The sequence below is a fragment of the Campylobacter concisus genome (assembly GCF_003048905.1).
Taxonomy (GTDB): Bacteria; Campylobacterota; Campylobacteria; order Campylobacterales; family Campylobacteraceae; genus Campylobacter_A; species Campylobacter_A concisus_V.
In genome coordinates, this window is the sequence record NZ_PIRO01000004.1 from 17,284 (window position 1) to 40,326 (window position 23,043).

The 23,043-nt window shown below is 39.4% G+C and carries 23 protein-coding genes; 8 read left to right on the forward strand and 15 right to left on the reverse strand.

Features of this window, described 5'->3' with window-relative positions; genetic code table 11:
* Positions 1–76: 76 nt before the first annotated feature.
* The 6 genes from CVS95_RS07935 to CVS95_RS07960 all read right to left on the reverse strand — a co-directional run bounded on the left by CVS95_RS07935 (position 77) and on the right by CVS95_RS07960 (position 5,549).
* Positions 77–1,489 (reverse strand): replicative DNA helicase, encoded by a 1,413-nt coding sequence (locus CVS95_RS07935; RefSeq protein ID WP_107696216.1) that lies wholly within the window; start codon positions 1,487–1,489, stop codon positions 77–79.
* A gap of 10 nt (positions 1,490–1,499) precedes the next feature.
* On the reverse strand, positions 1,500–2,558 hold the full coding sequence (gene ispG / locus CVS95_RS07940) for a flavodoxin-dependent (E)-4-hydroxy-3-methylbut-2-enyl-diphosphate synthase (RefSeq protein WP_107696217.1): 1,059 nt from the start codon (positions 2,556–2,558) through the stop codon (positions 1,500–1,502).
* Positions 2,559–2,799: 241 nt separating this feature from the next.
* Complete coding sequence (locus CVS95_RS07945) at positions 2,800–4,653, reverse strand: primosomal protein N' (RefSeq protein WP_107696218.1); 1,854 nt, start codon at positions 4,651–4,653, stop codon at positions 2,800–2,802.
* Positions 4,653–5,069, reverse strand: a complete 417-nt coding sequence (locus tag CVS95_RS07950; protein ID WP_107696219.1) for a type II secretion system protein — start codon at positions 5,067–5,069, stop codon at positions 4,653–4,655. The genes CVS95_RS07945 and CVS95_RS07950 overlap by 1 nt, the downstream gene beginning before the upstream one ends.
* Positions 5,066–5,302 carry a hypothetical protein gene (locus tag CVS95_RS07955; RefSeq protein WP_054196819.1) on the reverse strand — a complete coding sequence of 79 codons (237 nt, stop codon included), beginning with the start codon at positions 5,300–5,302 and terminating at the stop codon, positions 5,066–5,068. The genes CVS95_RS07950 and CVS95_RS07955 overlap by 4 nt, the downstream gene beginning before the upstream one ends.
* A gap of 13 nt (positions 5,303–5,315) precedes the next feature.
* Complete coding sequence (locus CVS95_RS07960) at positions 5,316–5,549, reverse strand: cell division protein ZapB (RefSeq protein ID WP_021091279.1); 234 nt, start codon at positions 5,547–5,549, stop codon at positions 5,316–5,318.
* A gap of 125 nt (positions 5,550–5,674) precedes the next feature.
* Between CVS95_RS07960 and uvrB the strand changes: the two genes are divergently transcribed.
* Positions 5,675–7,651 carry an excinuclease ABC subunit UvrB gene (uvrB, locus tag CVS95_RS07965; protein WP_107696220.1) on the forward strand — a complete coding sequence of 659 codons (1,977 nt, stop codon included), beginning with the start codon at positions 5,675–5,677 and terminating at the stop codon, positions 7,649–7,651.
* 175 nt (positions 7,652–7,826) lie between these two features.
* Here the strand turns inward: uvrB and CVS95_RS09910 are convergent, their stop codons facing one another.
* The 5 genes from CVS95_RS09910 to CVS95_RS07980 all read right to left on the reverse strand — a co-directional run bounded on the left by CVS95_RS09910 (position 7,827) and on the right by CVS95_RS07980 (position 12,941).
* Positions 7,827–7,955 (reverse strand): hypothetical protein, encoded by a 129-nt coding sequence (locus CVS95_RS09910; RefSeq protein ID WP_265094526.1) that lies wholly within the window; start codon positions 7,953–7,955, stop codon positions 7,827–7,829.
* A gap of 319 nt (positions 7,956–8,274) precedes the next feature.
* Entirely contained in the window at positions 8,275–9,642 is a 1,368-nt protein-coding gene (locus CVS95_RS07970; protein ID WP_107696221.1) for a hypothetical protein, read from the reverse strand.
* Between the two features lie 238 nt (positions 9,643–9,880).
* Positions 9,881–10,249, reverse strand: a complete 369-nt coding sequence (locus CVS95_RS09665; RefSeq protein ID WP_320205223.1) for an MFS transporter — start codon at positions 10,247–10,249, stop codon at positions 9,881–9,883.
* Positions 10,218–10,400: a hypothetical protein gene (locus tag CVS95_RS09670; protein ID WP_199906350.1), complete on the reverse strand. Its 183-nt coding sequence runs from the start codon at positions 10,398–10,400 to the stop codon at positions 10,218–10,220. The genes CVS95_RS09665 and CVS95_RS09670 overlap by 32 nt, the downstream gene beginning before the upstream one ends.
* Positions 10,401–12,941 (reverse strand): tryptophanyl-tRNA synthetase, encoded by a 2,541-nt coding sequence (locus CVS95_RS07980; protein ID WP_107696222.1) that lies wholly within the window; start codon positions 12,939–12,941, stop codon positions 10,401–10,403.
* A 168-nt stretch (positions 12,942–13,109) separates the two neighbouring features.
* Between CVS95_RS07980 and groES the strand changes: the two genes are divergently transcribed.
* From groES to CVS95_RS07995, 3 genes are all read left to right on the forward strand, one after another.
* Positions 13,110–13,370 (forward strand): co-chaperone GroES, encoded by a 261-nt coding sequence (groES, locus tag CVS95_RS07985; RefSeq protein ID WP_021091238.1) that lies wholly within the window; start codon positions 13,110–13,112, stop codon positions 13,368–13,370.
* A 17-nt stretch (positions 13,371–13,387) separates the two neighbouring features.
* Entirely contained in the window at positions 13,388–15,022 is a 1,635-nt protein-coding gene (gene groL, locus CVS95_RS07990) for a chaperonin GroEL (RefSeq protein WP_002940160.1), read from the forward strand.
* 133 nt (positions 15,023–15,155) lie between these two features.
* Entirely contained in the window at positions 15,156–16,523 is a 1,368-nt protein-coding gene (locus tag CVS95_RS07995; protein ID WP_107696223.1) for a phosphomannomutase/phosphoglucomutase, read from the forward strand.
* A 375-nt stretch (positions 16,524–16,898) separates the two neighbouring features.
* Here CVS95_RS07995 and CVS95_RS08000 read toward each other — a convergent pair whose 3' ends face one another.
* The 4 genes from CVS95_RS08000 to CVS95_RS08015 form a co-directional block, all read right to left on the reverse strand.
* Positions 16,899–17,759, reverse strand: coding sequence for a cysteine ABC transporter substrate-binding protein (locus tag CVS95_RS08000; protein WP_107696224.1), 861 nt, complete (start codon positions 17,757–17,759; stop codon positions 16,899–16,901).
* Positions 17,760–17,852: 93 nt separating this feature from the next.
* Positions 17,853–18,590 carry an amino acid ABC transporter ATP-binding protein gene (locus CVS95_RS08005; protein WP_103649251.1) on the reverse strand — a complete coding sequence of 246 codons (738 nt, stop codon included), beginning with the start codon at positions 18,588–18,590 and terminating at the stop codon, positions 17,853–17,855.
* 1 nt (position 18,591) lies between these two features.
* Positions 18,592–19,260, reverse strand: coding sequence for an amino acid ABC transporter permease (locus CVS95_RS08010; RefSeq protein ID WP_107696225.1), 669 nt, complete (start codon positions 19,258–19,260; stop codon positions 18,592–18,594).
* On the reverse strand, positions 19,247–19,900 hold the full coding sequence (locus CVS95_RS08015; RefSeq protein ID WP_107696226.1) for an amino acid ABC transporter permease: 654 nt from the start codon (positions 19,898–19,900) through the stop codon (positions 19,247–19,249). The genes CVS95_RS08010 and CVS95_RS08015 overlap by 14 nt, the downstream gene beginning before the upstream one ends.
* A gap of 110 nt (positions 19,901–20,010) precedes the next feature.
* Here CVS95_RS08015 and CVS95_RS08020 point away from each other — a divergent pair, with 110 nt between their 5' ends.
* Genes CVS95_RS08020 through CVS95_RS08035 form a run of 4 tightly spaced genes read left to right on the forward strand, consistent with a single transcriptional unit; the run spans position 20,011 to position 23,024 of the window.
* Positions 20,011–20,256 carry a CBU_0592 family membrane protein gene (locus CVS95_RS08020; RefSeq protein ID WP_107696227.1) on the forward strand — a complete coding sequence of 82 codons (246 nt, stop codon included), beginning with the start codon at positions 20,011–20,013 and terminating at the stop codon, positions 20,254–20,256.
* Positions 20,253–21,221, forward strand: coding sequence for an agmatine deiminase family protein (locus tag CVS95_RS08025; protein ID WP_107696228.1), 969 nt, complete (start codon positions 20,253–20,255; stop codon positions 21,219–21,221). Before CVS95_RS08020 ends, CVS95_RS08025 begins: the two co-directional genes overlap by 4 nt.
* A gap of 2 nt (positions 21,222–21,223) precedes the next feature.
* Entirely contained in the window at positions 21,224–22,150 is a 927-nt protein-coding gene (locus CVS95_RS08030; RefSeq protein ID WP_107696229.1) for a cation diffusion facilitator family transporter, read from the forward strand.
* A gap of 1 nt (position 22,151) precedes the next feature.
* The gene (locus CVS95_RS08035; RefSeq protein ID WP_107696230.1) at positions 22,152–23,024 is read left to right on the forward strand and encodes a carbon-nitrogen hydrolase; all 873 of its coding nucleotides are present in this window, start codon (positions 22,152–22,154) and stop codon (positions 23,022–23,024) included.
* Positions 23,025–23,043: the final 19 nt, after the last annotated feature.

Below are 23,043 nucleotides of genomic sequence, written 5' to 3' on the forward strand. Positions count from 1 at the left end.
TTTATAGAAAAAATGCAAAGGCAAAACAGACAAAATATAGTAAAAATTTCTTTATTTTTTAAAGCTTTAAAACGCATCAGCCTTCAAATGAAACATCAGATACTGGCATTGCAGACATATCTTCAAATCTTGAGTGTTGCTTTTGAAAGAGCACATCAACTGAGCCAGTTTCGCCATTTCTGTTTTTGCCAACTATGATCTCAGCCTTTTCTTGAAGCTTATTAAAGACGTGATTGCTCTTGTACTCTTTGCCCTCGGCACTTGCGCGTTTTTCTTTCTCTTTTTCTTCTTGCTCTAGGTAAAACTCATCTCTATAAACAAAAAGAATGATGTCAGCATCTTGCTCGATTGCGCCTGACTCTCTTAGATCGCTTAGCATAGGGCGCTTGTTTGCGCGAGATTCGAGGCTTCTATTTAGCTGAGAAAGAGCGATGATTGGCATATCTAGCTCACGTGCCAAAAGCTTTAATCCGCGAGAAATTTCAGCTATTTGGACGTGACGATCAGCGTAGTTATTTGTACTCATCATAAGACCGATGTAGTCAATCACGCAAAGTGAAATTTCAGGATGCATAGCCTTTAGTTTTCGCATTTGTGTTCTTACTTGATGGATGTTTACATAGCCGCTATCATGTACAAAAAGCTTGCTAGCAGCAAACTCTTCGCAAGCATCGCTAAATCTAGCCAACGCTTCATCATCCATCTTTGCAGTCATTATGTCTTGAAGCGGGATAGAGGTCTTGCTTGCTAGCATTCTCATCATTATCTGCTCAGCTGGCATCTCGAGCGAGAAGAAAACAACTCCGGCATTATTTTTTAAAACCTGACTCATAAAATTTAAACAAAGTGTCGTTTTTCCCATGCCTGGACGAGCTGCGACGATGATGAGGTCTCCATTTTTAAAGCCCTTTATCATCTCATTTAGCTTTTTAAATCCAGTATCAAGTCCAACAATATCTTTTTCACCAAGCAAGGCTTGAGCATTAATATGATCCATCATTTTCATGATGATCTCTTTGCCTTCTTTTATGACTCCAGTGCTTCCACCTTCTATCAAAGAGTAAAATTCCTGACTAAGATCATCGACCATATCGCGGCTTGGCTTATCTTCATTTACTTTGCTTGGTATATTGTGAGCGATCTTTACAAGACTTCGTTTTATAGATTTTTCTCTTAGTTCGTTTGCGTATTTTTGAATGTCTATTAGGGAATTTGTGCCCAAAATATCTAGTATTAGCTCTTCGTCGTATTTTTCGCCAAGTCTATTTTTTAAAAATGGCATAGTTATGGGATCATCGCTATTTAGGCATGCCACCATTGCATCATATATTTGTGAATGCCCTTTTAGATAAAAATCCTTTGCCTTAACAATGTCAAAAATTTCACCTAAAATATCGTTGTTTTGCAAAATGGAGCTTAGTATAGCTCGCTCCATATCAATGTCGTAAAGGTTGGTAAAATCTATTTCGTTAACTCTTTGCTTTGCCACAAATTTTCCTTTAGTCTCTACTTTTTATCTCATCGTCGATCTCTTGTAAAAATCTATCCACAAGCTCGCTCTCAGGCAGTCTTGCGACCACTTCGCCGTGACGCATGATCATGCCATTGCCTTTGCCAAATGCTATGGCAACATCCGCACCTTTTGCCTCACCTATAGCATTTACCACGCAGCCCATGACTGAGACGTTTAACGGCTCTTTTATACCTTTTGTTTTTTCTTCTACGAGCTTTACTGCTGCCATGAGATCAGCTTGCAAGCGCCCGCATGTTGGGCATGAGATGATGTTTAACCCCTCTTTTTGACGGCCACTATCTTTTAAGATCGCCTTTGCGACTTTGATCTCTTCTTCAAGCTCGCCAGTTATGCTAACTCTCATCGTATCGCCGATGCCTTCAAGCAAAAGCCCACCAAGAGCGATCGCGGACTTGATAGTCGCGTGAAATATTGTACCAGCCTCAGTAACACCAAGATGAAATGGATAGTTTGTCTTTGGGCGAAGCGCTCTATAAGCTTGCATCGTGCGTTCAACGTCGCTTGATTTGAGCGAAATTTTAATGTCTGTAAAGTCAAAATCCTCAAGAAGCTTGATGTTATACATCGCACTCTCCACCATCGCCTCAACTGTGCGGCCATAGCGATCCTCAAACTGCTTTTCAAGCGAGCCAGAATTTACACCTATGCGGATAGGTAAATTTCGCTGCTTGCAGGCATCAACGACTGCTTTTATGTTTTTTGCTGAGCCGATGTTGCCCGGATTTATACGGATAGCATCAACAAATTCGCTAACAATGAGTGCGTAGGTGTGGTTAAAATGAATGTCTGCAACGACTGGAATAGGTGAGCCCGCAACTATCTGTTTTAGCGCGCTGGCGTCTTCTTTGTCAAAAACTGCGCAGCGCACGATGTCACAGCCTGCAAAATATAGCCTTTGTATCTGTTCAAGCGTGCCTTTTACGTCTTTTGTCTTTGAAAATGTCATTGATTGCACGGATATTGGCGCGTCGCCACCTATTAAAACATTGCGAATTTTTATCTGTTTTGTTGGGTATCGTTGCAAAATTTTGCCTTTAAATTTTTATTGGGGATTATAAAGAAAAATGGCTTTTAAAAGGCTTGAAAATTTATTTTTAATAGTTTATAAAAATTAGTATTTTTATTGGATGTAGTTTCTAAAATTTTACTTACTCTTTATAGCCAACTTATCAAATTCCATAATGCTTTCATAAGCATTAGGTTTCTCTATATGTCTATTTTTAAAATTTGCCATGTCTTTGTTGGATAGTTTTTAGACTAACATTTTAAGTAAAGTTGACTGGATCAATATCGATATCGCCAAGCTCGCTTTTGCAGAGGCTTGCAGCTTTTAAAAGAGGTATATGAGAGTTTGAGCGGAGTAAAATTTCATATCTAAATTTGCTTCCAAGATACTCTATCTGGCACTTTCCGTATCCTATGATCTCAAGCTCATCGCTTCTTAAAGGTTCTATTCTTTGCACAAATTCATTCATTGTATTTTTTACTATGTTTTCATCTTTATGCGAGATGATAATGCGAAGAAGCCTGGTAAATGGCGGATAAAGCTCTTTTCTATAATCTATCTCATCTTTTAAAAATGAGTCATAATCACTGATGTAGCTCTCAAAAAATTCTCTTTGTTTACTTTGGATGATGACTCTACCAACTCCGTTTCTGCCAGCTCTGCCAGCTACTTGCATAGCAAGAGCGAGCGTTCTTTCTCTGGCCCTGTAATCAGGAAAATTTAAAAGCTCGTCAAATCCCATGATGACAGCAAGCTCTACGTTGTGGTAATCATGCCCTTTGCTTAGCATTTGCGTACCAAGCAAGATATCTATCTTGCCGTCGTTAAATTCCTTCAAAGCCTTTACGAGCTTGTTTTGCGTCGTTATTTCATCTCTATCAAATTTAGCGATTCTAGCATTTGCAAACTCAGCTTGCAGCCTCTCAAGAAGCTCGCTCGTGCCGATCTTTTTAGCCTCTATCATCTCGCTGCCGCACTGGTGGCAGGTCTTTGGCACAGCCATTTTGTGCTCGCAGTATTGACACTTTAGTACGTTTTGTTTTTTGTAGTAGCTCATGCCGATACTGCAAAATGGGCACTTTAGCGTTTCACCGCAGTTTTTGCAGACTAGATATTTAAAATTTGCCCTTGTTGGCAGGCAGATGACAGCTTGTTTTTTATTCGCGAGTGTCTTTGAAATTTCATCTTTTAAAATTTCACTAATTCCAGTCTCGCTCTCATCAAAAATATAATTTTTTTGCGAATCAAAATATGTTCCCTTTAAGCGAAAATGCTCCTGCTTGTAAAAGCTAGTAAGGCTTGGCGTGGCACTTCCAAGCACCACTTGTAGGTCAAATTTGCTAGTTAGAAAGAGGGCGAGATCTCTTGCGTTGTAGTGGGGTTTTGAGCCTGTGTTTTTGTAGCTATCGTCGTGTTCTTCGTCAATGATGATAAGTTGTAGTTTTTCAAGTGGTAAAAATAAAGCCGATCTCGCACCTGCAACGAGTCTAACTTTCCCACTTTTTATATCTTTTAAAATTTGCTCTTTTTTCTTTGACGTGATCTTTGAGTGCCAGACTGCTACTGCCTCGACAAAAAAGCTCTCAAGGCGTTTTTGCATTTGTGGCGTGAGTGAAATTTCAGGCATTAAAAATAGTGCTTGGCTGCCTGCGTTTAAAATTTCTCTGATCTTTGCTATATAAATTTCGCTTTTTCCACTTCCAGTGTCGCCAAAAATGAGTGAAATTTTACGTTTATTTATAAACTCCAAAGCCTCTTGCTGTTTTTCGCTTAGTTTGGGTGCCACATTAAAATTTTGATTTTCATAAATTTGATCTACTGTAATAATGTCATTTGGTTCAAATAAATTTAGGCTGACGCCAAGCTCGCATGTGTAATATTTTGAGATAAATATTGCCAATTCACTTTGCATTGAAGTTAGATTGATCGGTAGAATTTCTAAAATTTTACTTGTTTTAAACTCTGGCTTGCCAGTCTCTTTTATGATAAAAGCAGTGAGAATTTTGCCTCTTAAAGAAGCCTTTACGCCTTGAAATTTTTCTAGTTTTTGATCGCTTTCATAAGTGAGCGGGGCTAAATTGAGCCCATAAAATGCGAGTATGTAATAATGCATTACTGAAGTGATTTGCAAATTTCATTTTCATCACTGCAACCAAAATCACCAGTATTTTTGTCGTATTTGAAATTTGCTACTTTGCCATCTAGCCTAAATGTATATTTGTCATCGTTTATTCTGTGCCAGCCATTTTTGCTACCGCTATCTTTTATCGGTATATTTATAACATTTTTAAAGAGCTTGCTTGGATCGCCATCGTCTAGTTTTTGTGGAAATTCTGGCTTTGCCTGCAAGATATTATCGTTGTATTTTAGTGAAATTCCGCTTCTTATAGCAGCAAGTTGAGTTTTTGCATTTGAGATGGTAGCATCACTTCTAGAAAAAAATAGTCTAGGTATAGCGACTGTGCTTAAAATACCTAGTATAACTACTATAAATATCAGCTCAAGCAAGGTGTAAGCTCGTCTTTTCATCTCTCTTCTCGCTTTAATATCTCATCAACATTGCCAGTTAAATTTTTTACTGCCTTTATCACAGCATAATTTTCATAACATTTTTCTATAAAGGCATTTAAAAGCTCTTTTGGCTCGATAAATTGGCGCCCGCCCATTAAATTTTGCCAGTCATCTTCAAAGAATTTAGCAAAATCATCATCAAGCGTGATCGTGTAGTCGCGAGATGATATCGTGAGCGTAATTTTTTTCATATTTTAACCAAGCTTATCTGCCAAGGACAGCTTCGATTTTTCTCATTACATCGTCAGCTTCGGTATTTTTCTTGTCAAGATCCTCTTCTAAACGCATGATTTGATTGCTTTTTGCCTCATTTTGTGCTTTTAAAGTTACGATCTCATTACGCAACTCTTCGTTCGTTTTGCAAAGCTCGTCATATTTTGTGATCAGGTCATTTACTTTATCGCTTAGTGTGGTTAAGATCGCATTATCTTCAAACATAAAAGTTCCTTTAAAATAATAATTAGGCTCGTATTCTAACACGCAGAGGCTAAATTCTTATTAAAATTCTTATTTGACAAAGCACTATCTTTGCTATAAAATTCGCCCAAATTTAAAGGCGATCAATGAGTAAATTTGAAATTTCATCTAAATTTAGCCCAAGTAGTGACCAAGCAAGAGCGATAAAAGAGATAGTAAAAAGTATAAAATCAGGCAATAAATACCAAACTCTTCTAGGTGTGACAGGATCTGGCAAGACTTTTACCATGGCAAACGTCATACGTGAGCTAAACATGCCAACGCTTATCATGACGCATAACAAATCCTTAGCTGCTCAGCTTTATAGCGAATTTAAGGGCTTTTTTCCAAAAAACCATGTCGAGTACTTCATAAGCTACTACGACTACTACCAGCCAGAGGCTTACATCCCAAGAAGCGACCTATATATAGAAAAGGATAGCTCGGTAAATGAGGAGCTTGAGCGCCTACGTCTCTCTGCGACGGCTAGCTTGCTAAGCTTTGATGATGTCATCTGCGTGGCCTCAGTCTCTGCAAACTACGGACTTGGTAATCCAAGCGAGTATAAAGGGATGGTGGCATATCTTAGCGTGGGCGAGAAGATAAGCCAAAGAAAGCTTTTGGAGCAGCTTGTAGATATGGGCTACAAGCGCAATGACAACTACTTTGACAGGGGCGACTTTCGTGTAAATGGCGATGTGGTTGATATTTATCCAGCGTATTACAACGACGAAGCCCTAAGGGTTGAGTTTTTTGGCGATGAGATCGATGCGATGTATCATTTTGACGTGCTTGATAATAAACGGCTCAAAGACATTTCTAAATTTACGCTTTATGCGACCAGCCAGTTCATCGTGGGCGCTGATAGGCTAAAGATCGCTATGAAAGAGATCGAAGAGGAGCTTGATGCGCGTTTAAAAGAGTTTAACGAGCAGGGCAAGCTAGTCGAGGCGCAGAGGCTAAAGCAGAGGGTGGAGTTTGACCTCGAGATGATGGCAAGCACTGGTATGTGCAAAGGTATCGAAAACTACGCGCGCCACCTAACCGGACAAAAACCCGGAGAGACGCCATACTCGATGTTTGACTACTTTGAGATAAGCGGCAAAGACTATCTGGTCATCGTTGATGAGAGCCACGTGAGTTTGCCGCAGTTTAGAGGCATGTACGCGGGTGATAGGAGCCGTAAAGAGGTGCTTGTGGAGTATGGATTTCGCTTGCCATCAGCGCTTGATAACAGGCCGCTTAAATTTGATGAGTTTATAAGCAAAAAGGCGAAATTTGTCTTTGTCTCAGCTACGCCAAACGAGTACGAGCTTGGTATCAGCCAGGGGCACGTATATGAGCAGATTTTGCGACCTACTGGACTGCTTGATCCGCTTATCGAGATAAAAGATAGTGACAACCAAGTTGAAGCGCTATTTGACGAGGCAAAGGCGGTGATCGCAAGAGGTGAGCGCGTGCTAGTTACGGTGCTAACTAAAAAGATGGCCGAGGAGCTAAGCCGCTACTACATCGAGCTTGGCATAAAGGTCAAGTATATGCACTCAGACATCGACGCGATCGAGCGAAATGAGATCATTAGAGGGCTTAGAAGTGGCGAATTTGACATGCTAATAGGCATAAATTTGCTCCGTGAAGGGCTGGACCTGCCTGAAGTGAGCCTGATAGCGATCATGGACGCCGATAAAGAGGGCTTTTTGCGCTCGACAACGAGCCTTATACAGACGATGGGGCGCGCAGCTAGAAATGTAAACGGCAAGGTGTTAATGTTTGCCAAAAAGATCACGCACTCGATGAAAGAGGCAATCGATACGACAACGGCTAGGCGTAAATTTCAAGATGAGTACAACAAAGCTCATGGCATCACGCCACACTCTGCAAGCAGGAATATCGAAGAGAGCCTGCATGTCGAAGATGATGGTGAAATTTATAAACGTGGCAAGAATTTAGAAAAGATGCCAGCAAGCGAGCGAGCTGCGATAGTAAAAGAGCTAAGAAAGCAGATGCTTGAAGCGGCGGCGCAGCTTGAGTTTGAGAAGGCAGCGGCGTTGCGTGACGAAATAGCGAAGATGAGAAAACTATAAAAAAGACAAGCCCTTTTTGTTTTATACTGCGTTGGATATCGCTTCAAACTTCGGTCACGTATCATATATACGCTCCCTCGTTTTTGTTCATCCGCCTTGTCTAAAACAAAAAAATCTTGTATTTGGCGATTTGTCTTTTTCTGCTATACGTCGTTTAAATTTCACTCTACTTCAGTCACATACTATATGTATGCTCCTTTGTATCGTAAAATTTCGCCTCATCTCCTCGTAGCGAAGTCTCGTTGCAAGCAAGGCGAAGCAAGCAAAAAATACTACCTCTTGGGGTTTTAAAATTACTAAACAAAACAAAAATTTCTTGTCTTGGCGTCTTAAATTTTACGAGCTGAACTTATATGTTCTATCTTCGGTCGAAAATTACTTCGTAATATTTAAAATCTTTACAATATACTTTGCCTTGATGATTCAGTAGCCAAAATTTAAATTTTTATGTGTCTAGTCTGCGCAAATTTTAACCGCGCAACATTTAAATCTATCACAAAATACTACCCTTTTGAGCCTATTCGTATCGTAAAATTTTGCCTCGTCTCCTCATAGCGAAGTTAAAGACAAAAATCATCTTGTCTTTAGCTGTTTAAATTATAAATTTATCGCCAGATGCCGTTTTATGATCTATCCTGCTCTCTTGTGTCTTTTTTCACGCTATACCAAGCAATTAATAAAAAGAAAAACTCTGCCATATTAAAAAGGTCTATGTTTTTGGTTAAAAGACCTATAAAGTCTGGCTTACCCGGAAACAGTATTGCTAAAAGTATGGCCGAACTTACCACAAACAATATAAAATTTATCCAAAATAGCCTACTTTTAGTTGCGCTCACTAATCTTGTTGTAAATAAAAATAAAAATACTGTAGCTAACAAATGAGCAAATACTCCAATGTATAAGATTGTATTGGCACTAGAAACTAAAGATTTAATTGAGGCATTGTGCGTACCAAAGATATTAAAAAAAGTATAATCGTAAGCATATATATACATGTAGTCAGTTGTTGCTTTTGCTATTGTAAATATCACAAAAAGGATAGAGAAAAATAAGAAATTTGTATGTAGTCTTATCTCATTTAACGTATGTGCTATCTGTTTAACGGCAGAGTAAATAGCCACTAATACTACCGCGTAAGCAAGAGGCTTTATAAATATTATTGGTCGAAGTGACATTCTTTCTTGATGTGCTAACAAATATTCAAAAAATATATAGTAAAAAAATGTTGCGACAAGGCCAACTAAACAGGCTTTCACGGCTAATTGGCTTGGAGATTTGATAGTAGTCACATTTAAAATCCCATTTTCGCTAATTACTTGAATTTCGTTACTACTTACTTGTGTCTTTAGTCGCCACCATGCGATTAAAGCAAGAAAGAAAGCTCCAATATCAATATAATTATAAATTTTGTGATCAATTTTAATAAAGTAGCTTGCTATGTGAGATGCGCCAAATAACGCATAAGCCCAAAACATTTTTTCTTTTGTTATTTTTCCTAATTTTGCGATAGATATAAATAAAAATAGTGATGCTGTTACAAATAATACTCTCAATAAATAGCTACGATAAATAAATAGCTGTTTAAACAGGTCATGATTATACATGATCTCTTCGTCGTTATAAAAATGATTCAATATCGTAAAGATAAAATCATCATAGTTAAAATTTCTTTCTCCTAGATACATAACAATTTTAAAAGTCAAAAGAGTTAAAATGACATATATCAAAATGAAAATAGTAAAAATTTTAAAATATGTTCTTAGTTTTGAGGAATTATAAATAGAGCATATCAATGAAATAGCAAAAAATAAAAGTAGCCAACTGATAGAGTCGCAGCATGCTTTGAGGATAAGACTGAAATCACGATCAAGGGTTTTGTAAAGCCCTGAAACGAAAACTAGATACTTAAATATCGCCACAATACAAGATATAATCCCCAACTCTCTGGCACTTTTTAACATATATTTTTTTTCTTGTTGTAACGGTTCCAAATTTACTCCTTAAATTAAATTAGTTATTTTATTGTAATTGGTTTAAAAATATTTAAATATTTTAAATCAGGTTAATTTATTTTAATTTGGTATTTATTTATCTCGTGACTGGCCTTAAAAAGTAGCTAGAAACCGCGCATATAAGCGATACTGCTGCGACAAAGTAAAATGAGTGTATAAGGCTAAAGATGTCAGCGATCTTGCCGATGACCGTTGCGAATATGCTACCATCGTTATACTAAGGCCAAGCATTACGCCGGAGGCTAGGCCGATTTGATTTGGCTATAAAGACTAGCGTCCCTTTTAGGCCAAAATTTCCCACAAAAACGGCGACTAAAATGGGCCCAACTGCAAATCCAAAAGAAAATATACTTATACTTTTGGCTCTATTTTTGGCGTTTGAGACGTAGTTTACGATCCTTGCGGCACTTGGGTGAAAGAGTGCGGCGCCGATACCGCTTATCATCACGCAAACCAAGATGATGTAGTAGTTTGTCACAAAGCCAGTGAGGCTCATGCCACCACTCACAAGTAATAGCCCAAGCGGGATGATGTATGGCAGCTCTTTTTGTCTCTTAGGCGGCCGATAAGTGGTTGGATGAGCAATTTGTGGCGGTCACGAGCGAGGCGGCCGTGGTATAGTCGTAGTGGTAGCTTGCGATGAAAAAAGGCAGCATCGCATCAAGCGCGCTTTGGTTTATGTCGCTACAAAAGTGCCCAAGCCCCATTAGATACTTTAAATTTTTCGCCTTTTTCATCTAAAATAGCCCTTTTAAAAGCCCCTTTAAATTTTGCTTTTCGCCGCTTGCGTCATCATCTTTGCCAAGCTTTTTGTCTAAAAATCTACCTATCTCTTTTTTGACCTTATTTTCGAGATATTGTGATCTGACGTCGTATTTTAGCTTATCTGTCGTGCCTGAAATTTGCACGTTTAGATCGGTCTTTTCTAGCCTGCAAACAAGTGGCGCGTTAAGTATTTTTGTGGCGGTGTTATAAGTACCGCCCGCAACCTTTATGTCGCTTTTTGGTGAGCTTAAATTTACGTTAAAAACTAGATTATCGCCTTTTATATCGCCATAAATTTTGCCGTCTTTGTAAATCTCTTTTGTGATGTCCTTGCTGGTGAAGGTTTTGATGCTGTTTGTGAGATTTGTACTGGCTAGGTGACCCTCTTTTAGTAAGATGTCAAATTTGCCGAGCTTTTGCTTTGTTTCGTAGTCAAATTTAGCATCGCCGTTGCCGTCATAAAGATGCTCTAGTCCCAAAGTCTGCGTTAGCCCTTTAACCTCAAAGTTTTTTAGCGCCGCATCAAGCGCGCCGCCTTTGTAGTTTGCCTCGAGTTTACCCTTAAATAGATCATCTGAGGTAGCTTTTACGCTTAGATCATCCACTTTGCCCTCTGCCGTTACGAGGGCTGTAAATTTACCGTGAAGCTCGCGGCCAGCTAAAAACGCAAGCTTATTTAGCTCTGAAACTACCGCTTGAAGCTTTAAGCTTAGCGTGCTTTTGCCCACGTCAAAGCTGCCATCTATGCCCTTTATATCAGCTAGTGAGCTAAGAAAGTCGCCACTAAATTTTGCTACGTCGCCTTTATAGTCTAAGCTCAAATTTGAGCTAAATTTCTCGTTTTCAGGGAATTTTTTATCAAGCATTTTGCTAAGCGCTGCGGCGTTAAATTTGCCATCATTTAAAGTGATCGTTGCAGTGACGCTTGGACTTTTGCTAAAGATATTTTGTCCCTTTGCCTGGACATTTGTCTTAGCGTTTGCCAGCCTGTCGTTGCCGCTAAGTGCCAAGATCTCTCCTAGCTGCGCCTCTTTTAGACTAAGATCGAGATTTTCATTTTTTATGGTGGCGTTTAGCTTGCCAGCAAAGGCATCGCCGCCTAAATTTAGCTCATCTATATTGCTATCTTTGAGCTTCACATCGCCAGCAAGCGCCATCTTTGAGCCTACCTCAAAGCCACTAACCGCTTTAAATTTCTCAGGGTCGCTAATGAGCAGGGCAAATTTGCTAAAAATTTGGCTGTTTTTTAGGTCAAAAACGCCCTTTATATCCTTTAGTTCGCCAAGGTCGCTAAGCACGTTTCCGTCAAAATTTACAAGCTCACCTTTTGCTGTGGCGCCACCTTTTAACTCAAATTTAGCTGCGTTTTTAAGCTTTGCAAGCCCTTTATCTATAAGGCCGTTTTTTATCTCAAATTTAGCCTCGCCTGCAAGCTTTTTTAGCTCGTCAAAGCCGCTAAAATTTGCGTTTAAATTTATCTCTCCGTCTGCGTAGCTAGGCTGCAAGGCAAGTGCTAGAAGCTCTTTTAGCTTTATGTTGGTTGCATTTAGGACTAAGTTTTTGCTATCAAAATTTGCATTTATCTTGCCGCCAAGGCCGTTTATCTCAGCCTTTAGGTTTTTAAGGGTGTTTTCTTGCATCGTAATTTCGCCGTTTGCATCCACGGCGCCACTTAGCTGTTGCCCAAAAAGCTTACCAAAAAGGGCAAGATCAGGCACGTTTAGCAAAAAGTCGCTCTTTAAATTTTTGCTAGCTAGATCATAAGTCGTCTCATTTGCTTTTAAAGTGGCTTCAGGCGCAATGATAAGGGTTTTTGCGCTCACTTTTTCATTTGCAAATTTAGCATTTACTCCGCCTTTAAAGTTTATATCTTTTGCTAAATTTAGCCCAAATTCGTTTTTAAGAATTTCTTTGTTTATCGCTGCATTGCTTGCTAAAATTTGAGCGTTAATGATGGGCTCATTTTTCTCATCAACCCCCTGCATGTTGCTCGTTAGATCAAGCTTGCCACTAGCTAAATTTGGTTTTTGTGTAAGGGCTGATATCTCAGAAAGCTCGATATTTTTAGCATCAAGATTTAGAGCTTTTGGCAGATGGTCTTTTAAAATTGCGTTTAAATTTATGTTTGAGCCAAGTGCCATGCCAGTTGCCACTAGCTTAAAGTCGCTAAATTTACCAGCTGCGTTTGCTTTAAGCACGACATCTTTTTTTAATCCAAGCTTGCTAGCCTTTGCCTTGTCGGCGTTGATATCTATGTTTAAATTCATGCTTTGAGCAAGCAAAGAAAGGTTGCCATTCGCCTTTAAATTTATGGCATTCATCACGGTCGCTTCTAAATTTAGCGTGCTAAGCCCAAGGTTAAAGTCTTTAAATTTGACATCGATACCATGAGCTAGCGCCTCTTTTTCTATTTTACTGGCTATAAATTTATTACCAAAAGAGCTAAAGATAAAGCTAAAGATGCAAAGGATTATCAGCGCCAAAGCCGCTACTATGTAGGTTATGTTTTTCATAAATTTCCTTTATATTAGTTTTACATATCATAAAACTTTAGTGTAAGTGACTAAAGTTTTAATAAAATTTAACTATAAATTATTGACTTTTTTAGAAAAAAGTGCTAGGATCTCATCACTCAAAAATAAAGAGTGCTAAAAAAGACAATTAAACTAAAAGGATGAACAATGAACTTTCAACCATTAGGCAAGCGTGTTCTAGTCGAACGCGTAGAGGAGACAAAGACCACAGCTTCGGGCATTATTATACCTGATAACGCAAAAGAAAAACCTTTAAGCGGTGAGGTAAAAGCAGTCGGTGCTGAAGTAGAGGGCGTAAAAGTTGGTGATAAAGTTGTATTTGCAAAATACGGTGGCACTGAGATAAATTTAGATGATAAAACATATCTTGTTTTAAACATTGATGATGTTTTAGGCGTGATTAAATAATTTAAAAAGGAAAAACAATGGCAAAAGAAATTTTTTACTCTGATGATGCAAGAAACCGCCTATACGAGGGCGTAAAAAAACTAAATGACGCTGTAAAAGTAACAATGGGACCAAGAGGTAGAAACGTCCTTATCCAAAAGAGCTTTGGCGCTCCAAACATCACAAAAGACGGCGTTAGCGTGGCTAAAGAGGTTGAACTAAAAGATACTATCGAAAACATGGGTGCAAGCCTAGTTAGAGAAGTAGCAAGCAAGACAAACGACCAAGCAGGTGACGGCACTACAACAGCAACCGTGCTAGCTCACGCGATATTTAAAGAGGGTCTTAGAAACGTAACTGCTGGCGCAAATCCTATCGAAGTAAAACGTGGTATGGATAAAGAAGTAGCAGCTCTTATAGATGCACTAAAAAACATCTCTAAAAAAGTTTCTGGCTCAAAAGAGATCGCTCAGATCGCTACTATCTCTGCAAACTCAGATGAGAGCATCGGCAAACTTATCGCTGATGCGATGGAAAAAGTTGGCAAAGATGGCGTCATAACAGTAGAAGAGGCAAAGTCTATCCAAGACGAGCTAAGCGTTGTTGAGGGTATGCAGTTTGACCGCGGATATCTAAGCCCATACTTCATCACAAACCCTGAAAAGATGCAAGTTGAGCTAAGCAATCCATTTATATTACTATTTGACAAGAAGATCACAAATTTAAAAGACCTGCTTCCAGTGCTTGAGCAAGTACAAAAGAGTGGCAAACCACTTCTAATCATCGCTGAAGATATCGAAGGCGAGGCACTTGCAACGCTTGTTGTAAATAAACTTCGTGGCGTGCTAAACATCTCAGCTGTTAAAGCTCCTGGCTTTGGCGATAGAAGAAAAGCTATGCTTGAAGATATCGCTATCTTAACAGGTGGCGAAGTCATCAGCGAAGAGCTAGGCAGAACACTTGAGAGTGCTACTATAAACGACCTTGGACAAGCTTCAAGCGTAGTTATCGACAAAGACAACACAACTATCGTAAATGGTGCAGGCGAGAAGTCAGCGATCGACGCTAGAATAACTCAGATCAAAGCACAAATCGCAGAAACAACAAGCGACTACGACAAAGAAAAACTACAAGAGCGCCTTGCAAAACTAAGTGGTGGCGTGGCAGTTATCAAAGTAGGTGCTGCGACTGAGACTGAGATGAAAGAGAAAAAAGACCGCGTTGATGATGCTCTAAGCGCTACTCGTGCAGCTGTTGAAGAGGGTATCGTAGTAGGTGGCGGTTCAGCTCTTATCCTTGCTTCAAAGAGTGTAAATCTAAATTTACAAGGTGATGAGGCAATTGGCGCTGAGATCGTTAGAAGAGCGCTTCGTGCTCCACTTCGCCAAATCGCTGAGAACGCTGGCTTTGACGCAGGCGTTGTAGCAAATGCAGTTGAGACAAGCAAAGATGCAAATTTTGGCTTTAATGCTGCAACTGGCGAATATGTAAACATGTTTGAAGCCGGTATCATCGATCCAGTTAAAGTTGAGAGAGTCGCGCTTCAAAACGCTGTTAGCGTGGCTAGCTTACTACTAACGACTGAGGCAACTATCAGCGAGATAAAAGAAGAAAAAGCAATGCCTGCAATGCCTGACATGGGCGGAATGGGTGGTATGGGCGGTATGATGTAGCAGCCCTTTTCGAGCTAGAGCTTTCTAGCTCGAATTTATATTTAAATTTAACCTCACAAAATTTATAAAATTATTTACTCCTTTTTAAATTTATTCTTGTATCATTTTTGCATTCTTTTAGGGAGAATTTATAATGAAATATGATGAAATTTTTAGAGAATACGATATCCGTGGCATTTTTGAAAAAGACTTGACAGAGGACAGCGTCAAGGCTATAGGGCTTGCTTTGGGTAAGAAATTTAACGAATTTGGCGTAAAAACTTTAAGCGTTGGCTTTGACGCAAGGCTTAGTGCTAGCATGCTTTTTAGGTATCTACTAAGCGGTCTAAATAAGGCTGGTGGCTTTAAAATTTACAACATCGGCTTACTTCCAACTCCTGTTGGCTACTTTAGCGTTTATGCTGATTATTTCGACGCAAATATCATGATCACGGGCTCTCATAACCCAAAAGAGTATAATGGCTTTAAGATCACTATCAAAAAAGATAGTTTTTTTGGTAAAGATCTGCAAATTTTAAAAGATAAAGTTAATGAGATAATCGCCTCTGGTGAGCAGATCATAGACGATGAGAGTTGCGAGAAATTTAACATCTTAGAAAAATATGTTGAGTTTTTTGTAAAAGAATTTAGTGAGCTTAAAAATTTCAAAAAGCCTTTTATCATCGACTGTGCAAATGGCGCTGTTGGCGTGAGTTTGGTGCCTATCGTCAAGGCACTTGGACTAAATGCGAAAATTTTATATGAAGATCCAGACGGAAATTTCCCAAATCACCACCCAGACCCAAGCGAAAAAGAGAATTTAAAAGAGATATTTTCACTCATTAAAAAGAAGGAATTTGACCTTGGATTTGGCTTTGACGGAGATGGCGACAGGATCGCGGTTATAACGCCAAAAAGAGATATAAAAGGCGATGAACTAGCATATCTTTATGCTCTAAATATGGATCATCCAAAGGTGCTTGGCGAGGTAAAATGCTCGCAAAATATGTATGATGAGATCGCCAAGATCGGCGAAGTTTTTATGGGGAAAACTGGGCACAGCAATATAAAAAAGATGATGAAAGAGCTAAATGTCGATCTCGCAGCCGAAGTAAGTGGTCATATCTTCTTTAAAGAGCGCTATTTTGGCTTTGATGATGCGCTTTATGCGATGATGAGGGTGCTTGAGCTAGTTCATAAAGGCTTTGACCTTGACGGCGAGCTTGATAAGATGCCACTTGTCTTTAGCACCGATGAGATCAAGATAAAGACGACTGATGAGGCTAAATTTAAGATAGTTGCTAAGTTAAAAGAGTGCGTGAAAAACGAGAGTTGCGATCTACCAAAGATAAAAAATATCATTGATATTGATGGCATTAGGATTCAGTTTGAAAATGGCTGGGCGCTTGTGCGTGCGTCAAATACAACGCCAGTTATCGTCACTAGATTTGAGGCAAAGAGCAAGGAATTTCTTGCAGAGATCGAGCAAAAAGTGACAAATTTACTAAAGAGCTTAATGTAGCTTACAATGAGCATTTTGGGCTAAATTTACTCCAAAATGCTTTTAAAATTTTATTTAGACATTCAAAAACTAAGATTTATCTTTCTTGCCTAGCTTTCGTGGGTTTCTTTTTTTGTGGGCTCTATATACATATCATCTAGAATTTAAATTTATAAAATACATGCGCCTTAGCTTTTTTGAACCTTCATGTGGATAATGCAATTTAAATCCGCAAGTAGTCTATCTATAGCAAGGGTCCATCTACTAGCTTACTGCTCAGTCAGATATGCAAGTTTATGTATTTTATGACAATATCACCTACTGAGAAAGCCTACGAACATATTCGTTAAATTTAAAAGATAGAGAGATGGCGTAAAGATTTACGCCATTAAATTTTTAGAGTTTGCCGCCTTCAACGACAAGTGATTCTGGATTTACACTATCGCCGTAGATCGGTTTTAGTGTAGCATCATAGTCTTTGTGGAAGAAATTTTCTTTTCCAAGCTCAATGATCTCATTATTTAGCCAGTCAAGTAAAACTTTGTTACCTTTTTTAACAGCTGGTGCTATCACGTCCACATCACCAAGTGCTTCAACGCCTACAACAAAGCCTGGAGTCTCTTTCGCCCAGGCAAAAAGTAGGGCATTATCATGTGCTAGTGCAGCACCTCTTTTATCAACCAAAGCTGCAAATGTTTCAGTATTTTGGTCGTATTTTGCAAGCTTAATGTCAGGATAATTTTTTGTAAAAAACGCGTCTGCGGTTGTGCCCTTATTTACGATTAAGGTTTTGTCTTTTAGCTCATCGATGCTCTTTATCACTGCACCTTCAGGGCTTACGATGCCAAGTGAAACCTTCATGTATGGAAGCGCAAAATCAACAACTTGTGCGCGCTCAGGTGTTTTTGTAAAATTTGCAAGCGTGATATCTACTTTATCAGCTACTAAAACTTCAACTCTACCAGCAGCCTCTACTAGCTCAAATTTTACCTTGCTCTCATCGCCTAGTAGATCTTTTGCGATACGTTTTGCAAAGTAAATATCATAGCCTTGGTTTTTGCTGTCTTTATCGACATAGCCAAATGGTGGTTTGTCGCTGAAAACGCCAATTCTTACATATCCGCGCTCTTTGATCTTTGCGATCGCATCAGCTTCATTTGAAGCAGCTTTTGCCGTGTCGGCACCTTTGTCATTACCACAACCCGTTAGAAAGACGGTAGCGATTAATGCTAATAAGAAAAATTTAAATTTTCTCACTCTTTCTCCTTGTAAAAAAGTTAAATAAATAAGAGCGTTAAATTTTCGCCCTAAACGCATTTTGAAAAAACGGCAAATTATCTCTTATTTTTTCTAAAACGAGAATAAATTTAGAAATTTCTTTGCGCGGTCGCTCTTTGGGTTGGTAAAAAATTCCTCCGGCTCGCTGATCTCCACGATCGCTCCATTGTCCATAAATACGATCTTGTTTGCAACCGCCCTTGCAAAGCTCATTTCATGTGTAACTATTAGCATCGTCATTCCATCTTTGGCTAAATTTAGTATAACATCAAGCACTTCTCTAACGATCTCTGGATCAAGCGCAGCCGTAACCTCGTCAAATAGCATAATTTCAGGGTTTAAACAAAGGCTTCTTACTATTGCTATGCGCTGCTTTTGACCGCCGCTTAGCTCCTTTGGATAGGCAAATTTCTTATCAAGCAGTCCAACCTTGCTTAACCACATATCAGCGGTTTTTTCAGCCTCGGCCCTATCTCTTTTTTGCACCTTTAAAGGCCCAAGAAGGACGTTGTCTATGACATTCATATGATCAAAGAGCTCGTAGCTTTGAAAGACCATGCCGACTTTTTGGCGGATCCTTTGCCAATCATTAAATTTAGCATCAATCACTTCACCATCGATTATTATCTCACCGCTAGCGATGCTCTCAAGGCCGTTTATACATCTAAGAGTTGTGCTTTTGCCACAGCCTGATGGGCCAAGAAGCACGACCACTTCACCGCTTTTTACCTCTAAATTTATATCCTTTAAGGCGTGAAGCTCTCCATAAAATTTGTTTATTTTTTTAAGTTCTAATATGTTTTCGCTCATTTTAGCTCCATTTTTCTTCTAGTTTTTTTGATAGTTTTGAGACTGGATAGCAGATCACAAAATATAAAAAGAATATGAGCGTGTATATCCAAAATGGTGCCATAGGATTTGTAAATACATTTCGCTCGATGATCTGCTGACCGACTTTGACTACCTCCACAACGCCGATTAGCACGACGATAGAGGTCGTTTTTATCATACGACTTAGTAAATTTACAGCCCCAGGCACTAGCCTTCTCGTGGCTAGTGGGATGATGACGTGAGAGTAAATTTGAAATTTACTAAGTCCAAGTGAGGCGGCTGATTCAAATTGATGTTTTGGTATTGATGTTATTGCGCCACGCACGATGTCCATCATCTCAAAAACACCCCAAAGGCTAAAGACGATGAGCGAGGCGGTAAATGCCGAGATATGCAGTCCAAAAGCCTTGCTAACGCCAAAATAAAATAAAAATAGCCAAACGATCTGAGGCATTATGCGAACGATTTCTAGGCAAATTTTTAAAATAAAATAGATAAATTTGTTTTTCATGCTCATAAGCACGCCAAGCACTAAGCCACCGATTATAGAGATAAAGATAGAGATAAATGAAATTTCTGTGCTAACGACTAGACCTTCAAAGAGCCTTAGTAAATTTTGCGTATCAAATAATATGCTAACTCCTTGCATTTCTCACCCTTTTTTCGATATAGCTAAGCACTAGCGAGACTGGCAAGATGATGATGAGGTAGCTCACTACCAGCATAAATAGCGACTCATCTGTCTTGTAGTAAAGCCCAATGAGATCCTTTGCGACATAAACTAGATCAGCAAGGGCTACGATACTAACGATACTTGTCTCTTTTAGTAAAAAGATAATATTTGCACTAATGCTTGGTACCGCTACGCTAAAGGCTTGAGGCAAGATGACATATCTTAGAAGCTGGTTTTTACTAAGTGCGATGCTAAGTCCTGCTTCTATCTGCGACTTTCTAACTGCCTCAAAGCCAAGCCTAAAGCTCTCACTCATATAGCTACCACCAAGAAAGCTAAGTCCCGCGACCGCACAGGTAAAGCCGCTCATCGATACTCCAAGCTTTGGCAAGCCGTAGTATAAAAAGAAAAGCTGTATAAGAAGTGGTGTATTTCTTGAGAGTTCGACGTAGCAGTCAATCACTTTTGATAGAAATTTTAGCTTGTAAAATTTCACGGCCATACAAAAAATACCGATTAAAATAGAAAAAATGATCCCTAAAAAGGCGATCTCACAGGTAAGCACTCCGGCCTTAACATAAAGCGGATAAAATTTCTCAATAAACTCAAAATCCATAAAACTTTAATCCAATCTGAAAAATGGAGTTATTTTATCTTATAATCATAAATTTAAAACTAATTAGATATGATCTTGCTTTAAATTTAAGCTTGCAAAAAGGATAAAATTTGATCGATCTTTTTCAGATCATCGGCTTTTTAGGGATGATTTGCATCGTGATGGGCTACTTTTTACTTCAGATCGGCCGCCTAAATAGCCGCGATCTAGCCTATCAGATAATAAATTTAGTAGGTGCGGTGCTACTTATCATCTCGCTTTTTGTGCATTTTAACCTTGGCTCATTTTTGATAGAGGTTTTTTGGATATTCATTACGATTTATGGAATTTATAAAATTTATAAGGAGAGAGTGTGAGAGCTTACGCAGAGTGGGAAGAGCAGGAGCTTTTGTTTTTATCGCTGCCACATAGTAAGAGCGACTGGGCACCTTATTTGGAGGAAATTTTAGCTAGTTATGAGGAGCTTGTGGCTGCGGTTACGCCCTATGAAAAAGTGGTGCTCATCTGCCCTGATGAGGCAAATTTTGCTAGATTTAAGAAATTTAAAAATATTGAGTTTGTAAAGCTTGAAACTGATGATACTTGGATCAGAGACTACGGCATGATCGACGTTTGCACTGAAGACGGTGTAAAAAGTTACGACTTTAAATTTAATGCTTGGGGTGGTAAATTTAAGAGCTCAAAAGATGATGCGATAAATTTAGCACTAGCTAAAATTTATAAGACCAAGCTTGAGCCAGTTGATATGATACTAGAGGGTGGAAGTGTTGAATTTAACGGAGATGGCGTACTTTTAACCACCTCAAAATGCTTACTAAATGAAAATAGAAACAAGGCACTTAGCAAAGAGCAGATCGAGGAGAAGCTAAAGAGTTTGTTTGGCTTAAAGCGTATCATTTGGCTTGAAAATGGTTTTATAAGAGGCGATGACACAGATAGTCACATCGATACTTTAGCGCGTTTTATTACACCTGATACTATCGCTTACGCAGCTTGCGATGACAAGAGCGATGAGCACTTTGATGAGCTAAAAAGGATGGAGGATGAGCTTAAAAAAACTGGCTTTAAGCTACTTGCTCTGCCGCTTCCTAAGCCTAAATTTTATGATGACAAAAGGCTTGGCTGCACATATGCGAACTTCATCTTTATAAATGGCGCACTGATCGTGCCAACATATAACGACAAAAACGATGAAAAGGTGCTAAATTTACTAGCCAAGGCACTGCCAGATAGAAAGATCATCGGTGTAAATTCGCTAGTTTTTGTCCGTCAAAATGGCTCGCTTCACTGCTCAAGCCAAAATAGATACAAAAGGTCTTAGTCTTGTCAAGTCCGTTTGATTATGAGTTTAACCGCATAAATAAGCAGGAGTGCACGCAGGGCGAAAATAAGGCCGTTATCGCAGCTGGAGCTTGCGCCTTTTTGCTCGCACTTGTGAAATTTGCAGCTGGACTTTTTAGCGGCTCAGTCGCTGTACTTGGCTCGGCGATTGACTCGATGCTTGATTTTATCGTTTCGCTTTTAAATTTATTTGCGCTTAGAAAGTCAAGAAAGCAAGCCGATGAGAGATTTAACTTTGGCTACACAAAGCTAGAGGCCTTGGCAGCGCTATTTGAGTGTGTCATCATCGTCGTGGCTGCTGGATATATTTTTTATGAGAGTATTAAAAAATTTAGTGAGCCAAATTTAAAGATAGACCTTGATTTAAGCCTTGGTGTGATGGTATTTTCGGTAGTTGTGACGTTATGTTTGGTGCTATTTTTAAACCAAATTTCTAAAAAAAGCGGAAACCTTATCATAAAAGCAGACGCACTGCACTATAAGATCGACCTTTTTAGCAACCTAGCAGTCATCATCTCGCTACTTATCATTAAATTTAGCGGCTTTGTGATGATAGATGCGATCTTTGGTATCGTGATAAGCGGCTACATCGCTCAAAGTGCGATAAATTTAGGTAAAGACGCCTTTGGTATCTTGCTAGATCACGCAGCAAGCCCTGAGGTCACAGCTGAGATCATCAAGATGATAAAGGCAAAGAAGAGAGTTTCAGACTTTCACTACCTAAATACAAGACAGAGCGCAAATACCATATTTTTAACGCTGCATTTAGTTTTTGACAAAGATATCTCGCTTTACGACGCGCACGAGGTGGCCGACTCGCTTGAAGCTGAGATAAGAGAGAAATTTAGGGATTATTCGTGGCAGATAACCACACATTTAGACCCATACAACGACAAAGAAGGGAAATGAGATGAAAGTAGCACTACTTCAACAAGAATTTAAAGGCACAAAAGAGGCAACCATCGCAAAGACGCTTGAGTTAATCGCCGAGGCAAAAAAAGGCGGTGCCGATCTAGTCGTCTGTCAAGAGCTTCACCAGACGCAATACTTTTGCCAAAGCGAGGATACAAATTTCTTTGATCACGCAAACGACTGGCAAGAGGACGTCGCTTTTTGGGGCAGGGTAGCAAAAGAAAATGGCGTGGTTTTAGTCACTTCGCTCTTTGAAAAGAGGGCTGACGGACTTTATCACAACACCGCCTTTGTCTTCGAGCGTGACGGCAGTGTGGCTGGCAAATACAGAAAAATGCACATCCCTGATGATCCAGGATTTTACGAGAAATTTTACTTCACGCCTGGCGACATTGGCTTTGAGCCTATTGAAACTAGCCTTGGCAAGCTTGGTGTTTTGGTTTGCTGGGATCAGTGGTATCCAGAGGCAGCAAGGCTGATGGCGCTAAAAGGGGCGAAAATTCTCATCTATCCAACGGCTATTGGCTGGTTTGAGGGCGATAGCGACGATGAAAAATCAAGACAGCTTGAAGCGTGGGTGGCAGTGCAAAGAGGCCACAGCGTGGCAAATGGCCTGCCAGTGGTCGCAGTAAATCGCGTCGGTTTTGAAAAAGATGATAGCGGCGTGATGGATGGGATAAAATTTTGGGGAAATAGTTTTGTCTTTGGGCCACAAGGCGAGCAGCTTTTCCGCGCAAATAGCACAGATGAGCTTTGCAAGATCGTTGAAATAGATATGAAAAGAAGTGAAGAAGTGCGCAGAATTTGGCCATTTTTAAGAGACCGCAGGATCGATGCCTACGCAAATATCACAAAAAGATTTATCGACTAAATTTAGAGCTAGAATTTTC

What these genes read in the sequence shown, in the direction of transcription:
- CVS95_RS09670 (WP_199906350.1), bottom strand. Translation starts at nt 10,400, where the DNA reads ATGAAAAAGGCGAAAAATTTAAAGTATCTAATGGGGCTTGGGCACTTT.
- CVS95_RS08035 (WP_107696230.1), top strand. Translation starts at nt 22,152, where the DNA reads ATGAAAGTAGCACTACTTCAACAAGAATTTAAAGGCACAAAAGAGGCA.
- CVS95_RS07995 (WP_107696223.1), top strand. Translation starts at nt 15,156, where the DNA reads ATGAAATATGATGAAATTTTTAGAGAATACGATATCCGTGGCATTTTT.
- CVS95_RS07945 (WP_107696218.1), bottom strand. Translation starts at nt 4,653, where the DNA reads ATGCATTATTACATACTCGCATTTTATGGGCTCAATTTAGCCCCGCTC.
- CVS95_RS08015 (WP_107696226.1), bottom strand. Translation starts at nt 19,900, where the DNA reads ATGGATTTTGAGTTTATTGAGAAATTTTATCCGCTTTATGTTAAGGCC.
- groL (WP_002940160.1), top strand. Translation starts at nt 13,388, where the DNA reads ATGGCAAAAGAAATTTTTTACTCTGATGATGCAAGAAACCGCCTATAC.
- CVS95_RS07955 (WP_054196819.1), bottom strand. Translation starts at nt 5,302, where the DNA reads ATGAAAAAAATTACGCTCACGATATCATCTCGCGACTACACGATCACG.
- CVS95_RS07960 (WP_021091279.1), bottom strand. Translation starts at nt 5,549, where the DNA reads ATGTTTGAAGATAATGCGATCTTAACCACACTAAGCGATAAAGTAAAT.
- CVS95_RS07950 (WP_107696219.1), bottom strand. Translation starts at nt 5,069, where the DNA reads ATGAAAAGACGAGCTTACACCTTGCTTGAGCTGATATTTATAGTAGTT.
- groES (WP_021091238.1), top strand. Translation starts at nt 13,110, where the DNA reads ATGAACTTTCAACCATTAGGCAAGCGTGTTCTAGTCGAACGCGTAGAG.
- CVS95_RS08010 (WP_107696225.1), bottom strand. Translation starts at nt 19,260, where the DNA reads ATGCAAGGAGTTAGCATATTATTTGATACGCAAAATTTACTAAGGCTC.
- CVS95_RS07980 (WP_107696222.1), bottom strand. Translation starts at nt 12,941, where the DNA reads ATGAAAAACATAACCTACATAGTAGCGGCTTTGGCGCTGATAATCCTT.
- CVS95_RS08005 (WP_103649251.1), bottom strand. Translation starts at nt 18,590, where the DNA reads ATGAGCGAAAACATATTAGAACTTAAAAAAATAAACAAATTTTATGGA.
- uvrB (WP_107696220.1), top strand. Translation starts at nt 5,675, where the DNA reads ATGAGTAAATTTGAAATTTCATCTAAATTTAGCCCAAGTAGTGACCAA.